General features: G+C 50.5%; 10 protein-coding genes. 6 read left to right on the forward strand and 4 right to left on the reverse strand.

The window, feature by feature from the left end:
- Positions 1–79: 79 nt before the first annotated feature.
- From HOJ95_06870 to argH, 4 genes are all read left to right on the forward strand, one after another.
- Positions 80–2227, forward strand: a complete 2148-nt coding sequence (locus HOJ95_06870; protein ID MBT6394409.1) for a tetratricopeptide repeat protein — start codon at positions 80–82, stop codon at positions 2225–2227.
- Positions 2220–4487, forward strand: a complete 2268-nt coding sequence (locus HOJ95_06875) for a tetratricopeptide repeat protein (GenBank protein MBT6394410.1) — start codon at positions 2220–2222, stop codon at positions 4485–4487. Before HOJ95_06870 ends, HOJ95_06875 begins: the two co-directional genes overlap by 8 nt.
- Positions 4423–5784 carry a methyltransferase domain-containing protein gene (locus tag HOJ95_06880; GenBank protein MBT6394411.1) on the forward strand — a complete coding sequence of 454 codons (1362 nt, stop codon included), beginning with the start codon at positions 4423–4425 and terminating at the stop codon, positions 5782–5784. The genes HOJ95_06875 and HOJ95_06880 overlap by 65 nt, the downstream gene beginning before the upstream one ends.
- Before the next feature lie 525 nt (positions 5785–6309).
- Entirely contained in the window at positions 6310–7722 is a 1413-nt protein-coding gene (gene argH, locus HOJ95_06885; GenBank protein ID MBT6394412.1) for an argininosuccinate lyase, read from the forward strand.
- A 150-nt stretch (positions 7723–7872) separates the two neighbouring features.
- On the opposite strand, the gene HOJ95_06890 is transcribed toward argH, so the two are convergent.
- The 3 genes from HOJ95_06890 to HOJ95_06900 all read right to left on the reverse strand — a co-directional run bounded on the left by HOJ95_06890 (position 7873) and on the right by HOJ95_06900 (position 12266).
- Positions 7873–10152, reverse strand: a complete 2280-nt coding sequence (locus HOJ95_06890; protein ID MBT6394413.1) for a tetratricopeptide repeat protein — start codon at positions 10150–10152, stop codon at positions 7873–7875.
- Between the two features lie 114 nt (positions 10153–10266).
- Positions 10267–11058, reverse strand: a complete 792-nt coding sequence (locus HOJ95_06895) for a sulfotransferase (GenBank protein MBT6394414.1) — start codon at positions 11056–11058, stop codon at positions 10267–10269.
- On the reverse strand, positions 11055–12266 hold the full coding sequence (locus tag HOJ95_06900; protein MBT6394415.1) for a hypothetical protein: 1212 nt from the start codon (positions 12264–12266) through the stop codon (positions 11055–11057). Before HOJ95_06900 ends, HOJ95_06895 begins: the two co-directional genes overlap by 4 nt.
- Positions 12267–12799: 533 nt before the next feature.
- On the opposite strand from HOJ95_06900, the gene lysA reads away from it, so the two are divergent.
- Together lysA and HOJ95_06910 are read left to right on the forward strand one after the other, a co-directional pair.
- Positions 12800–14068 (forward strand): diaminopimelate decarboxylase, encoded by a 1269-nt coding sequence (gene lysA / locus HOJ95_06905; protein ID MBT6394416.1) that lies wholly within the window; start codon positions 12800–12802, stop codon positions 14066–14068.
- A gap of 8 nt (positions 14069–14076) precedes the next feature.
- Entirely contained in the window at positions 14077–14907 is an 831-nt protein-coding gene (locus HOJ95_06910; GenBank protein MBT6394417.1) for a diaminopimelate epimerase, read from the forward strand.
- Positions 14908–14986: 79 nt separating this feature from the next.
- Here the strand turns inward: HOJ95_06910 and HOJ95_06915 are convergent, their stop codons facing one another.
- The gene (locus HOJ95_06915; GenBank protein ID MBT6394418.1) at positions 14987–15685 is read right to left on the reverse strand and encodes a Spy/CpxP family protein refolding chaperone; all 699 of its coding nucleotides are present in this window, start codon (positions 15683–15685) and stop codon (positions 14987–14989) included.
- Positions 15686–15709: the final 24 nt, after the last annotated feature.

Raw genomic sequence — 15709 nt, forward strand, 5'->3', positions numbered from 1 at the left:
CCCGTATTCCCTGTAAAATCAATTTTTGAGAGAGTTTTAAATAGGCATGGGTTTTTCGTCACGATTCAAGGGAGCTCTGGTGGTTGAAAATAAGGATAAAAAATCTAAGGCTCCGGATGATGAGACACTCCAGGACGCTCTCGATGAAGCTCTCAAATTGCTTCAGGCGGGACGCTACGCAGAAGCTGAGTCGATTTATCGGAACATCTTGGGGCACGCCAATATTAAGCCGAAGGATGGCGAACTTGGCGAGGGAAGCCGAATTCTGCTGGATGCGTTTAATAATTTGGGTATCTCCCTCCAACTGCAAAATAAAATGCCTGAAGCCATTGAATGCTACCGACAGGCTATCGTAATTGATTCCACCTATGCCGATGCGCACAGCAATCTCGGGGCCGCCCTCCAACGACAAGGGGTGCTCGATGAGGCTGTCTCTTCATTCCGCAGGGCACTGGAGATTAATCCTGCTCATGGGACAGCCCCCTGCAACCTCGGGGTAGTCCTTCAAAGCCAAGGTAAGTTCGAGGAGGCGGAAACGTATTGCCTCCTCGCTATCGAAAATAATCCCAAAAACCCTGAGGCCTACAATGTCCTTGGGAATACGCTTCTAGTGGCAGGGCGTTTGGACGAGGCTGTTGACCGCTACCAGGAGGCCCTTGCTATCTCCCCTGGGTTTCTTGATGCCTGTTGCAATCTTGGAACGGCATTGCAACGCTTGAAGCGGTTCGATGAATCGATTCGGGTTTTTCAACAAGGAATTGATATCAGTCCCCATCATCCGCTGGCGCACAACAACCTTGGGATATCTCTTAAGGCGCTTGGGAGGCTAGATGAGGCAATTGCTTGTTATCGCTCAGCATTGGAGTTTGCTCCCAATTATATCGATGCCCTTTGCAATCTGGGCAATGCCCTGTTGGAGCAGGGTCGTTTGGATGAAGCTATTGTTTCCTGCCGCCGGGCTCTTGAACTGGAGCCGAAATTTGTCGAGGCGCTTAACGTTATAGGGAGTGCTCTCCAGGAGAAAGGTGATTTGTATGAAGGGGATGCCTCGTTTCGACGAGCCTACGAGCTTGCGCCTGAAAATACCGAGGCGCTAAATAATTTTGGGGCCGTACTCGATAGGCAGGGGGATATCGACGGTGCGATTGAATGTTGGTTGAAAATTCTTGACGTTGCGCCCGAGCACTCCAGGGCGCTCAATAATCTTGGGATAGCTATGGTATCCCAAGGAAAACTGAACGAGGGTGTGGCCTATTATCAGCGTGCCATGGCATCGGCGCCTGACTATGCCGAAGCGTTTTTTAATTACTCCCTGGCGCTTTTAGTTCAGGGCGATTTCGAAAACGGCTGGGCGAATTATTCTCGGAGATTAGAGCGCAGGGATGTGCGTGAAGATAATTTTCGATTTTCATCCGAGGTTTGGGACGGCGCTCCTCTGAGGGGCAAAACGATATTGATACACGCCGAGCAAGGGCTAGGCGATACCCTCCAGTTTGTGCGCTATGGCAAGGATGTGGCAGCGAGAGGTGGGCGGGTGATTCTGGAATGTCACCCCGCGCAGAAGTCGTTGCTCTTAGATATATCGGGTTTTGATGCTGTTATCGGAAAAGGGGAGTCGCTTCCTGAATACGAGACCCATGTGTCTTTGCTGAGCCTACCTCGAATTTTCGGAACCAATCTCGATTCGATTCCTGCGGATGTCCCGTATCTATCGTCGCCAATTGGGGTCGCTATTCCGGGTAATCTTCATCTAGAAAAAGACAGGTTAAAGGTGGGTCTTGCTTGGGCGGGTAATCCGAATCACCTAAACGATAGGAACCGTTCCATTCCTCTTGAGAAGTTCGATTCTCTTCTGAAGTTGAAGGGCATCAAGTTTTACAGCCTTCAGGTCGGCTCATCGGTCGATGACATCGCTCGTCTGTCTCTCAATGAATTCATAGAAGATTTAAGCCCGAAGCTGACAGATTTTGCCGCCACGGCGGCGGCTGTCGATAAACTTGACTTGGTTATCTCGGTGGATACGTCCATCGTGCACCTAGCCGGTGCGATGGCGAGGCCCGTTTGGACCCTCTTGCCTCTTGCTCCCGATTGGCGCTGGCTACTTGGTAGGGACGATTCTCCCTGGTACCCAACGATGCGCCTGTTCAGACAAGGCGCAATCGAGGATTGGGAAAGCGTGCTTGTTAGGGTTGGGGCCGCATTAGAGGTGCTTGCGAAAAATGGATGATTCCTTGCTGGCCCCCGTCATAGAAGCCATCCGTGCTGGTCACCTTGATGAGGCCGAGGATGCCTGCCGGAAGGTAGCTGTTGAAAATTCGGAGAGCCCAGATCCCGTACATTTTCTCGGAGTCATCGCCTCACAGCGAGGCCAATTTTCCGAGGCCATAGCATTTTATCATCAGGCAATAAGGCTAAACCCTTCGCAGCCCAGTTTTTATACGAATTTAGGAAGTGCACTTTATTCCTCAGGTAGTTTCAATGAGGCGATAGAGGCATTTCAAAAGGCTATCGCTCTGCAGCCAGAGAACCCTATCGCACACAACAACTTGGCGAATCTTCTCCGCGAGGAGGGGAGGCTTGCCGAGGCTGAATCCTCCTACCTTGAAGCCTTGCGACTGATGCCTGATTATCCAGATGCCCTTAACAACATTGGCATTGTACTGGGTGAGTTAGGCCGTCCAGATGAGGCAATCGCGCATTACGAGCGAGCTCTCGCGATTAGTCCCAATTCCGCTGAAATCTATAACCTTCTTGGAAATGTCCTATTGGCAGGCGGAAGGCCTGGTGAGGCTGAGGCCGGTTTTCGACGGGCGATTGAGCTTAATCCTGATTACGCGGATGCCCATGAAGGTCGGGCCACGGCGATTGCTGCGCAAGGCCGCCCCGAGGAGGCCGAGTTTTCTTATCTTGAGGCGATTCGCCTTAATCCCGAAAACACGACGGCGAATCTAAACCTTGCGGGGATGTATCTAAAGTATGGTGACAGCGACAGGGCGCTTTCAGTGTATGAAAGATTAATCCTTCTTCAACCGGAGGTTGTCGGTGCGCATCTGGGGAAAAGCAGAGCTTTGAGCGCTTTATGCCGGGACGGGGAGGCGGTCGATTCAATACGCCACGCTGCAGGGCTTGATCCGGAAAATGAAATGCTTGTGCTTGCCTCGGAGGTCTATTGTCCGGCACTCATGGAGGGAACAGATGAAATCGAGCGGCGGCGCGAGGAAATAGATGAGGCGCTTGGTCGTCGTACGCCGGGCTCTATTCTGCTTAACCCGGATGAAATTCTCCGTTGGGGTACGGAGCCTTCTTTCTATTTGGCCTATCACGGGAAAAACGATCTGGCCATTCGCTCAAAATATGCGGATCTTTTCAGGGTCGATGATCTCGCCGAGCCTAAAGGATCGGGTGAGGAAATTTATCGAATCGGTTTCGTCGTTACGGAAAGACACGAAGGGATATTCCTCAGCTTCATGGAGGGCATTCTGAAAAATATGTTCGATGATCGCCTGGAGGTTAATGTCATATGTGTGGAAGGGTCTCGAAAAATCATCTCTGAGAAGATGGGCGGCTCGAAAATGAGATATCATGTCATATCGCAAAAATTCGAATCGGCGCTCCGGGAGATTCGAGCGGGGCGGTATGATTTGCTCTTCTATTTTGAGGTTGGCACCGATTCCTTCAATTACTTTCTTCCTTTTTTTCGGCTTGCGCCCGTGCAATGCACCTCATGGGGGTATCCTGTCACAAGCGGGATTTCTCAAATTGATTACTTTATTTCAAGCCACCTTGTCGAGTCCGAGGACGCGGAAGAGCATTACCGGGAAAGGCTTGAGTGCTTGAACGCTTTGCCTGCGTACTACTACCGTCCGAAAGCGCCCGCCCGTCCCGGAAGCCGCACGGATTTTGCCATCTCCGAGAGTGAAAATGTGTATTTATGCTCCCAGAGTTTGTTTAAAATTCACCCAGACTATGACAAGGTTCTGGCTAATATACTCCGGTCGGACCCCGTGGGGCAGGTGGTGATGATCGAGGGGAAGCATCCGAACTGGCATCGGTGCATGCAGGCCCGTTTCAGGGAGAACATTCCGGATGTGGCGGGTCGCGTTCGATTCGTCCCGCAAATGAGCCGGGACGACTATCTTCGGCTCATTACGATGTCAGATGTGATGCTCGACCCGTTTCCCTTTGGATCTGGAAATTCCGCATATGAGAGCATTGCCATGGGAACTCCCGTAGTTACCCTCCCCGGGGAGTTCATGCGGGGCAGGGTCACCAGTGGGTGCTATTCGAAAATTGAGGTGTTGGATTGTGTAGCTTCCTCCCCGGAGGAATATGTGGATATTGCTCTAAGAGTGGGACGGGAAGCGGATTTTCGTGAAGTGGTTAAAGATAAGATTCTGAATGAGAACGCGATGCTGTTCGAGGATGATAGCGCTGTCCGGGAGTTGGAAGGGTTTTTTATCCGGGCAGTTGAGGCGGTCCGCCCATGATGGCCCATATCGAGTGAAAAGGGGTTTCAACGTGACTAGTCCTGATGGTGGTGCTGAAAACGAGGAGCGCGAACTTCGGCGAATTCTGCGTCCATGTGTATGTGCAGCCTGTGGTCATCATGTAGCCGTGCCATTTTATGATGGGGGGCTCCAGCCGCTCGCCACGCTGGCATGGCCCGGCAGCGCGGATGAGGCGAGGGGAATGGAGCGTCTGCCCGTTCGGTTTGTCCGGTGCGTTGAATGCGGCCATGTCTATAATCCCGAATTCGAATACTCGAAGGTTCCTTACTCGGAGAAACCGAATTTGATGTTCAACCGGGGAACTTTCTGGAAGGAACATCTTGGCAGAGTGCGGGAACTTCTATTGCGGCGTCTTCCACTCGATCCCACCGTGGTGGAAATCGGCTGTGGGGACGCCCATCTTCTTCGGGCCCTCGCCGAAGCCCACCCGCAGGGCCGCTACATCGGCTTCGATCCGAATGCTTCGGTTAATACCGGAGGCGGGCTGATTGAGGCTCGAAACGAACTGTTTGATCCAGCCATTCATCTGAGTGAATGCCGCCCGGATTTAATTATCAGCAGACATGTTCTTGAGCACCTGATTGATCCGATGGGGTTCCTTCAGGCACTCGCGTTCGCCGTTAGCTGGGAAGGCCTCGATACGCGCCTGTTCATCGAGGTGCCCTGTATCGATAAAACCATTCCCATTGCCCGGACATGCGATTTTTTCTACGAGCACAATTCGAATTTCACGACGGAATCTTTCACTAAGCTCTTGCAAAGATGTTCAAGAGAGGTCGAACTCGTTGAGCGTAGCTATGATGATGAAGTTATTTACGGATTTGTTCGTATCGGAGCAAGGGAAGGTCAGGCTTCGCTGGCTAACGAATCACTCGATTTTGCGATGAAGGCTCAAAATACCAAGTCTGCGGTCATATCCCGCCTCAACGAACTGTTCAAAGGCAAGAAGAAGGTGGCCATCTGGGGAGGGACAGGCAAAGCGGCGGCGTTTATTAATCGTTACGAATTGGACGCCGACCGCTTTCCCCTTGTCGTTGATTCGGACAAGTACAAAGTGGGAACATTTGTCCCGGGTACGGGCCAGGAGATACTTTTTCGGGATCACTTGAAGAGTTCGCCCGTGGATGTGATTGTCATTGCCACGCAATGGCGTGCAAAGGACATCGTTCACGAGATCAAGGAATGTGGGATTCCGTATGATGAGGTGATGCTGGAGAGCGACGGGCGCTTGGTCGATTATTTCAGGGACCCGAATATCTATAATACCGGCGAATAGCTAGAGGTCTCCAGTTTTCCCATTGCTAAAAACGACTCGGTTCATTTTTCCGCAGCCTAACATTCCTCACTTTGGATTAATTTTAAACGGGTCCTGCATTACGTTGTAGGCGATGACAACGACAACGATGAGACCGACAACAATCCAGAGTGCAGTATCCATTTTAATCTCCATTCGATGTAGTTTTAATGAATAACCGGTTTCAAAAAGGTGGCCGGTTTCGATTCTTTCACCGTCAAAAAACTATGGCTATTGCTAGTATTTGTTGGGGCGTTTAGATACTTACAAATTATCCCAAATCTCGCAAGTTTCACTTATGATACAGGTCTATGCTCCGGTGCATGATGGGAGAGGCGATATGGCCATAAGCGTTTGGTGGCGAAAATGTTGTGCTCTGTTTCCAGGGTACTTGCTCTTTATAGGACTAATCATGTAAGTATCGGGTTTTATTGGGGTCCGAGGTTTAATGAATTGTCCGAATCCATTATTTACTAGTAGGTGACAAGCGTGGCGACCAAGAAATCGATTCAAAAGAAAAAACTGGCAAAATCCCGCTCTGGTAAACTCTGGGGCGGAAGATTCGCCCAGAGGACGGATGCTCGGGTCGAGTCGTTCACCGAGAGCGTCTCGTTCGACAGCCGTCTCGCCTCGTGTGATGTCCGGGGCTCGATTGCGCATGCCGAGATGTTGGGGGCGAAGGGCATTGTCTCGAAAGGCGACAGCCGAAAAATCGTCACCGGACTGAAAGGTATCTTGAAAGATATCGAGTCGGGAAAATTTAAATTTGATCCGGCTCTCGAGGACGTGCATATGAACATTGAGGCGGCGTTGACCAGAAAAATTGGTGCTGCCGGCGGGAGGTTGCATACGGCAAGGAGTCGAAATGATCAGGTGGCGACCACCGTTCGGCTTTGGCTTCGGGAGGCTATCGACGAGATCCAGAAGAGCCTTTTGAGTATGAGGTTGGCGCTGGTCGGGCAAGCCGAGCAAACGGTTGATTACATCATGCCTGGATATACGCACCTTCAAAGGGCACAACCCGTCTCATTTGCCCATCATGTACTTGCTTACTCCCAGATGTTCCGGAGGGACGGGGAGCGGCTCGATGACGTCAAGAAGCGGGTGAATGTCCTGCCGCTTGGCTCGGCGGCCCTCGCGGGCACCGGGCATCCCATCGACAGAAAAATGGTTGCTCGTAAACTCGGGTTTAATGCTGTCGCTGAGAACAGCATGGACGCGGTGAGTGATCGCGATTTTGCTATCGAATTCTCATCGGCTGCCGCGATTGCGATTATGCATATGAGCCGGTTGGGCGAGGAGATCGTCCTGTGGTCCAGCGGAGAATTTTCGTTTATTGAATTGCCGGATGCATTTGCCACAGGTAGCTCGCTAATGCCGCAGAAGAAGAATCCTGATGTCGCGGAAATTGTCCGGGGCAAGAGTGGTCGTGTTTATGGTGATTTAATGGCTCTTTTGACTTTGATGAAGGGGCTTCCGTTGACTTATAACAGGGACATGCAAGAGGACAAGGAGCCACTTTTTGATGCTGCTGATACGCTTTTGACCTCGCTGGGTGTGATGGCGCCGCTTGTTGAAAGCATACGGCCCCAAAAGGGGAGGATGGCCAATGCCGCCGAAGGTGGTTATATGACCGCGACCGATCTGGCCGATGCAATGGTCCTCAGGGGAATTCCGTTCCGGGAGGCCCATGAGGCGGCAGGTCGGGCGGTTCGGTTGGCGACCGAGAAAGGTGTCCCTCTCGCAGGTCTCACGGGCGCTGACCTGCAAAAAACCGACAAGCGGCTCGTTGCTGCCGATCTTGACGCGACGAAGCTCACTCGCTCGCTTGCCTCTAGAACAAGCGAGGGTGGATCGTCGAGGCGGAGTATCCTGAATCAGATTCGCATGGAGAGGAAACGGCTTGGTCTTCAAAAATAGAATATCTCATGAGGTTGTCGTTATTTTGCTGCTGGGGTTATTGTTTGCTACCGCAGGTTGCGGGGTGAAGGGTAATCCAAGACCCCCTAAAACGGCGATCATCAAGGGACTTTAATATTTCAGAGAGAATCCAAAGCCCGTTCGAGTGGCTTAGTCGGTGCCTGAGCGGGCTTTTTTCACTGCTCTGAAAATAAAATCTTCCATTTCTCGCACGTAGTTCTTGTCCTCGAAAATTACGTGGTTCGCGGCGAGTATTTTATCCCTCATCTTCTTGTTGTAAGTGTGGTCGGTTCCCAGCCGAAGCGCCAGTTCTACATATTCTTCGGGAGTTGAAGCTACGCAGTCCATCATTTCCATTTTTTTGTAGAAGGCATACGTAACACGTGCGCGCTGGAATTCTCCCGGTAAGGTGACGAGGGGAGTTCCAACGGCAAGGCATTCATATGACGTGGTACCTCCGCCGACGGATATCGGGTCGAGACTGACATCCGATACGGCGAGTAAATTGAGAAAATCTTCTTTGGGCATCCGAGGGAGCATGCGAATCCGGTCGACAACATCGGGAATTGTCTTGCGAAATCGCCCCATCAGCAGTTCGTTCCATTCTTTAGAGGTTCCTTCGAGAAGAATCAAAATGCCTTTCGTGTCTCTTCGCAGAATATGGCCTAAATGCTCGTCGAAATCTGGGTGGAACTTAAATAGGCTTTGGGGACAAGCGTAAATGTTATCCGAATCCGACATACTGAAAAAATCTCGGCTCTTTAATATTGCGGGAAGCTCTGGACGTCGAAAATAGATCCTCGGAACATTAAGGCGGACAAGTTGTTCTCTGTAATGCGACTCACCATTAGGTGGCTCCGCCAAATCGCTCGATACGACGTAGTCCATCTCAGGTATCCCCGTTGTGTAGCCATGCCCCATCGTGACGCACTGGACGGGAGCCAAGCGAAAAAATGGTAGGAAGTAGTTGATGGGTCCTGTTCCAACCTCGTGGAAGATTAGTAAGTCAAATTTCTTGGCTTGTATGCTTTTGACCGCCTCCCTGAAGTTGTGATTAATGAAGAAGTAGTCTAATTGGCCTTTTCTGTTGATTTTGCTCGACAAGTATTCGTAGCTTTTTTTGTGGCACACGACGGATACATCGTATTTTTCCGCAGACAGATTCTCGACGAGGCCTTTCATCCATAATAAAAAGGGACCTTCGTGTTTGTGTGTGGTTACGATGCCGACATGGATGTGTTTGTTCATGTCCGGCTGCCCTTCATCCGTAGAGAAGTCGCCAATTAAATCTGGGTGTTCGAGTCGAAAAAACTGTGCAAATAAATCCGCGTACTTTGATCTCCAAGGGAGTTCGTCGCGGCCATGATGCACCATTTCGAAAGAGGGAAACGGAAAGAAATTCACTGTCTCCATGAAATCAATTTGAAGCGAGGCCGGGTCATATCTATCCAGAGATTTTTCAATTTTTGCCCGGTGCTCATCAATCTCACGAGTTGAATTAAAAAATACGGGGCAAAAAATATCTAAGGCCAGCTTCGCCAGTGTGTTTTCTGGACTGTGGGTCAAGATCTCTTGATATGCTTTTTGTGCTTCGGTGTATCTCGTTCCCTCGCCCATAAGAGCCGCTAGGTGCATCCATGCCTCGATGTAATCGGTCTTACATGTAATGGCTTGGCGGTAATTTTCTTCTGCCTGAGAGTGCTTTTTTTGAGCGTGATAAATAGCGCCGAGACCAAAATAGGCATCATGATTGGCTGGATCCAGGTGAATGACTTCTCTGAATTTTTCGATAGCCTCGCTGTCATTTTCCTGCTCAAGCAAGGCGGCTCCAAGGTGTAGAAGAGATCTGATGTCATTTGGTTGGATGCGCACTGCAATTCGGTAACTCTCTATCGCCGAATCGATTTTCCCCAATGCTCTTAGTGCGTCCCCGAGACTGAAGTGCGCTTGTGCATAAGATGGATTGAGACGCGTCGCCTCAAGAAAGCTCATTACGGCCTCATCTGGCTTTTGTTGATCTTTTAGTCCGAGCCCAAGAAAGTAATGTGCTGCCGCATGGTCGGGCCGACATTGCACCGCGCTCCGGAAGTATTTGTCAGCTTCCTCGAATTTGCCTTCCGCTCGAAGGAGCGCTCCCAGCGTCATGTGTGCTTCAAGATAGTCAGGCTTGAAGTGAATGGCGTTTTGAATGCTCTTCACCGCCTTGGGAAGGTTTTCCTCGGCGATGTATAGATGCCCAATATTGTAGTGTGCCTCGGCATGGCCTGGATCAAATTGAAGAACGTGAAGGTATGCGGAGCCCGCTTTCGCATTGTCGCCTGATTTTTTGTGAAGCGTCGCTTCTCCCATCAGCGCAGAAATATTTGCCGCCAGGGAGGGGGAGTCTTCTTTCGGTAGGTTTTCTCTTTGTGGTTCGGAATTGTCCGCCATCTTGTATTCCAGTTTAGATCCGATTATTACTCGAAGAAGAGTTGTTGGCTCTTCGGTGTCAATCTATTTCGCGTGAAGCTTTGTGAAGACCTGGGAGTAACATACAAAAAAACCCTAGTTCAAATGATAGTCGAGACTGTCAAAAATTTCCCGAGCCTCAGAAAATGCCTGCTCCTGGAGACCTTTGGGCCAAGCCTTATATCTGCCGGAGTTGGGTACGATACTTTTGTGCTCAGCCACTTCGTCGCTTTCGAAACCTGGGTCATGATCGTAATTATTGTAATTCAATACCCCTGATTCCCATGGTTCATAGAGAAAAGAAAATAAATCCTGAAGGACAGGGGAGGGGCTCTCCGTTAACTCTTCGTATCGGATTAAATGAAAACGATCACCCACTTTTGATTTGAAATCCAAAAGTTTTTGGTTTTGATCGCGCCAAAACTTTATGCCAGCGATTCTCTTGTCGATATCTCCTGCAAAATAAGGCGCCAACACGCCCCAATCCATTTTGCTCAATGAGTTGGCGACGTCAAGGCCATGCCGCACTATTCCTACGTACACCACCTCTCCATTGAAAATTCGTTCAATCGTATCTGCATGATCGAGATAAGGGGTTGTTTTATCTGCCCATCGATTTTTCCCTTTGGATTTCGTGTACTCATCAAAAAAATGACATATGAAGACTCTCATTTGCGCCAGTACATCTTCCTCGGAAAATCCCATGTCCAGAAGCCCCTGTAGCGAACGTTTAATTTCAAACATACGGGCTAATTGCACTAAAAACGCAGATTCGGCCGGGGCTGCAATGTTCGAATGAGAACCTATGATTCGTCTAAGTAATGATGTCCCTGAACGCTGGCATCCTAATATGTATATCGGTTTTTTGGTGGGGGTGGGTGATTTCATATTTTGTAGACCGACTCAACTTTGTGGATAGACTCTAAAATGTCTTGAATCTCTGAGTCCGTAAATTTTTCATTAAAAAGAATATTGAAAGTCGTATTTCTGAAGTTCACTGCGTTGGGGGTCTCCGGGGGCAGGTTCATGCTGTCGCTAAGCCATTTCCATTCGGAGGCAACGTATTTGTAGTCTGGGTTTATCCAAATCCCTTCGGCGGCAACAGCTTTTGCAAATTCTATTTTTGGGATTTTTAATTTAGATGAGTCGACCTCAATAGTATGGAAATATACAGAAGGTCTGGATTGTTCCTCGCCTCGGTAAGGAGAAAAGACAGAACTCTTCTCTAGGGCGCAGTTGATATTTTCCGATATCGCTAATTTTTTTTCGATTGTTTCCGGAAGCTTTGAAAGGGTCGTTATGCCGATAGCACACGAAAGCTCATCGAGGTTGAGATTCAACGAAGGGAATAGAATTTCAACCGGATTTCGAATGTCCAAATCTGCAGAATGGGAAGGAAGGCCCCTGTCGGCATAAGAGCGAATCTTTCGATAAAGGTCCTCACTAGTTGTGAAAACGATCCCACCGGTTCCTCCTGTCGCATGATTTTTGGAAAACATCGTTGAAAACACGGCAACGTCCCCAAAGCGACCCACCATTTTACCTTTGTAAAGTGCGCCATGCGCCTGCGAGCAATCCTCAATGATATTTATGCCCTTTTCTCGGGCGATATCCATTATGGGGTCAAGATCGATGGGATGCCCCCCGATGTGTGTGAGGATTGCGGCACGGGTGTTAGGCGTTATCGCCTCCTCGAACTGTTTGGAGCCGATAGAAAAACTACCAGGTTTTGAATCAGCAATTATAAGATTGAACCCCAGTAGCATGGCCGGAGCGATGCTTCCCGGGTCGGTAACGGGAGAAACTATGACATCGCTTCCTTTTTCAATGTCGAGAGCTTTTAGGGCTAAATAAATTCCGGCAGTTCCTGAACAGACGGCGTCGGCATATCCCTCGCCCATGAATTCACAGAAGTTGTCGGTGTAAATCTTTTCGTATTTATTCTGAAATCCAAAATCCACACCTTCTTTCCAACTATTTTCAAAAACCTCGGTGATTTTTTTCAGAACATCTTCATCAAATAGTTTTCTGTAGGGCAGAGGACTCGGCCTTACTTGTGGGCCACCATTAATAGCTAGGTCGGACTGCTTTGCCATGAAAACTCCCATACCTTAGTGAGGGTAGCCTAGGTGAAAATGGGCCTCTATGCACCAAAGGTCGAACTGGAGGATATTGTCTCGAAGTGCGCTCGCATTTTCAAAACTCCAAAATTATCTATGTCACGCAGCCTCGGGATGGAGACGAGCAACATCTTGATTTTGAGATTAGGGCGATGGGGTTTGCACGTGGTTATGAGCTGAAGAATTTGATTTGCGAGCTATCTCGATTTCCGAGCCTTTCTTAGGAAATAATTTATTAACCACCTGCCGAATCGCCAAAATAATCCTCTGGGCGGGAGCAAAGCTAGTTAAACAAGGATAATTTACCACTTCGGTTGAAATTGATAAAGCGTGATTGTTCAATGCTTTTTAAGTTTTTTGGGCTGCAAAATGCGATTTGGGGCTATTCTATTTAGGCTTTAAGCTGCGGCTCTAGCCTCCGTCGGGGAATAGATATATTTCCCGAACATAAATATAATCCACCGGCTATTAATAAGGGCTTCATTTCATTTTGGGGGTAATACAAGGATATGAGTCATTTCGCATACAAGGGGGGCGCGCTCCACGCTGAGGGGGTTCCTGTGTCCCAATTGGCTGAGGAGTACGGCACACCGCTTTACGTCTACAGTCATGAGGCGCTGGTTTCTCAATTTCGCAAGTTTGATGAGGCCTTCGCCGAAGTGCCGCATCTCATCTGCTTCGCCATGAAAAGCAACTCGAACATTGCTATTTTGCGTCTTTTCTCCGAGATGGGGGGTGGCCTCGATATCGTGTCGGGCGGCGAGCTCTACCGTGGCGTTCAGGCGGGTGTGCCCTCAGAACGCGTGGTGTTCGCGGGCGTCGGCAAGTCGGACGATGAGATTGCCTATGCGCTTGAGCAGGGCGTTCTCATGTTCAACATCGAGAGCGAGGATGAGCTGCGCAACATCGATCGTGTCGCCGCCCGTGTTGGGAAAAAGGCATGTATCGCCATTCGCGTGAATCCCGATGTGGACCCCAAGACCCATCCCTACATCTCCACCGGGATGAAAAAAGCCAAATTCGGTATCGATATCACCCGTGCCAGGGAGCAATACCGCACTGCGGCCGAGCTTGCCAACATCGATGCCATTGGTCTTCATTGCCACATTGGCAGCCAGATAACCCAGGCCGGGCCTTTTCAAGAGGCATCAGAGAAGGTCGCCAGTTGTGTCCGTGCCTTGAGGGAGGATGGCCACGATATCCGCTACATCAACGTTGGCGGAGGTCTTGGAATCACCTACAACGATGAGGCACCGCCCACACCCTCGGAATATGCCGCAGCGATTCTTCCCCAGCTAAAGGACCTTGGCTGCACGCTGGTGTTCGAGCCGGGTCGCTTCATCTCCGGCAATGCCGGTTTGATGCTCACCCGAGTGCTCTATGGCAAAGAGAATGAAGAGAAGAAATTCGTAATCATCGATGCCGGCATGAACGATTTGATCCGGCCTGCTCTCTATGAGGCTTATCAAGCCATCTTGCCAGCCGATGAATCTGTCAATTCCCGTCCTAGGCATACGATCGATCTCGTGGGGCCCATCTGCGAGAGTGGCGACTATCTGGCCAAGGACAGGGAGATGCCCGAGCTTGAGCGCGGTGATCTGCTTGCCGTCATGAGTTCAGGTGCCTACGGCTTTACAATGGCATCTAATTACAATTCTCGCCCGCGTCCGCCCGAGGTGATAGTCCGGGGCGATGAAAATTTCGTGATTCGCGAGCGCGAGAGTTTTGAGGATCTAATTCGAGGGGAGAGCATCCCCAAGTTCATCACAGGGGAGTGAACCTGAAGATGGAAGAGAATATCCGTTTCACCAAACTGAACGGCAGCGGCAATGATTTTATTTTTGTCGATAACATGGACCAAAGCATCGACGCTGACAAAATGATCGATTTTGTTCGAAGGGTTTGCCGAAGGGGTTTGTCTGTCGGAGCCGATGGCGTGATGTTCATCGAACCAAGCGAGCGTGCCGATTTTAAGTGGCGATTTTTTAACGCCGATGGCAGCGAGGCCGAAATGTGCGGCAACGGTGGAAGGTGCGCCGTTCGTTTCGCCAAGCAGCATGGCATCGGCTCAGGTGATGTTTCGTTCGAGACCATAGCAGGCGTCATTGACGGCTCGATTGAGGGCTCGGTGGTCAAGCTTCGGATGACGGAGGTCTTTGATTTCAAGGCGGGCCTCGAAGTGGCGCTGAAGGGCCGCAGCGTTGTTCTCGATTGCCTGAATACGGGTGTGCCCCATGCGGTGGAGTTCGTAGAGGACGCCGAGGCGGTGGCTCTTGTCGATGATGGCCGCCAGATCCGTTATCATGAAGCCTTCGCCCCAGCGGGAACGAACGCGAATTTTTGCCAGGTGACGGGGCCAAATTCCTTGATACTGAGAACCTATGAGCGCGGGGTGGAGGATGAAACCTTGGCCTGTGGTACGGGTGCCGTGGCGACGGCGATTCTGGCGGCGACCCGGGGGCTCGTTGAGCCGCCTGTTGAGGTGTGCGTCAGGAGTGATGAAATTTTGACTATCTTCTTTTCGGGGCGTGGCGCCGAGGTGGCGGATATTTATATGCAGGGCGAAACGCGGTTGGTTTATGAGGGTGAGATGTCTGAGGATGCCATGCGCGCTTGAGTATGTTTTCTTTGATTGAAAAAAAACGGCGAGCCTCCCTGAGAGACCCGCCGCTTTTGATTGCGCGAAATTTATGGGTTTAAAACTTTTTGCTTTTCCCGGACTGCGGCATTCCTTGTTTCATGCCTTGGCCCTGCATTCCTTGTCTCATGCCTTGGCCCTGCATTCCTTGGCCCATGCCGCTCCACCTGGCCTGATGGCGCTCACGAAGGAGGGTCTGTAGAGACTTGTATTGCTCCCCGGTCAAGATCGCTTTGCCTTGCTCGATGGCGTGGATGCGTTTGATGCGTAGTTCGGCGCGTTTGCCCGATAGCGCATTAATCTGCTTTTCCGCACTTTTGATGTCTACCTTGTCGGCCTTGAGCAGTTTTCGAAGGTCAAAGCGCATCGTCCGCATAGTGGCGCGCTCTCCGATCATGTCGCGGTAAAACTTGTCCCTCAGATCGGTCAGCTTAGTTACTTGCTCATCGCTCAGCTTGATTTCGTCCCTGAAGCGCAGGGCAATGCTGATATAGGGCTTAAGGCTCGGACCACCCCGCCCATGGCTTCTGCGGAAGGATCCACCCATGTGCTGGCCGCCCATGTTAATGCCACGCATGTGCTGCCCACCCATGAAATTACCGCGCATGTGCTGGCTGCTCATGTTCTGGCCAAAGCCTCGTCCATGCGATTTGCCGCGCTCCTCGCCGCCTCCGCCATGGGCGTACACCGCTCCGCTCACGGCGATGCCGGCGACTGCGACTGAAGCAATCATGATTTTCTTGATTCCCGCCTTCATTTTTCTTCCTCCATTACATTAGGC

Source organism: Nitrospinaceae bacterium (assembly GCA_018669005.1).
Taxonomy (GTDB): Bacteria; UBA8248; UBA8248; order UBA8248; family UBA8248; genus UBA8248.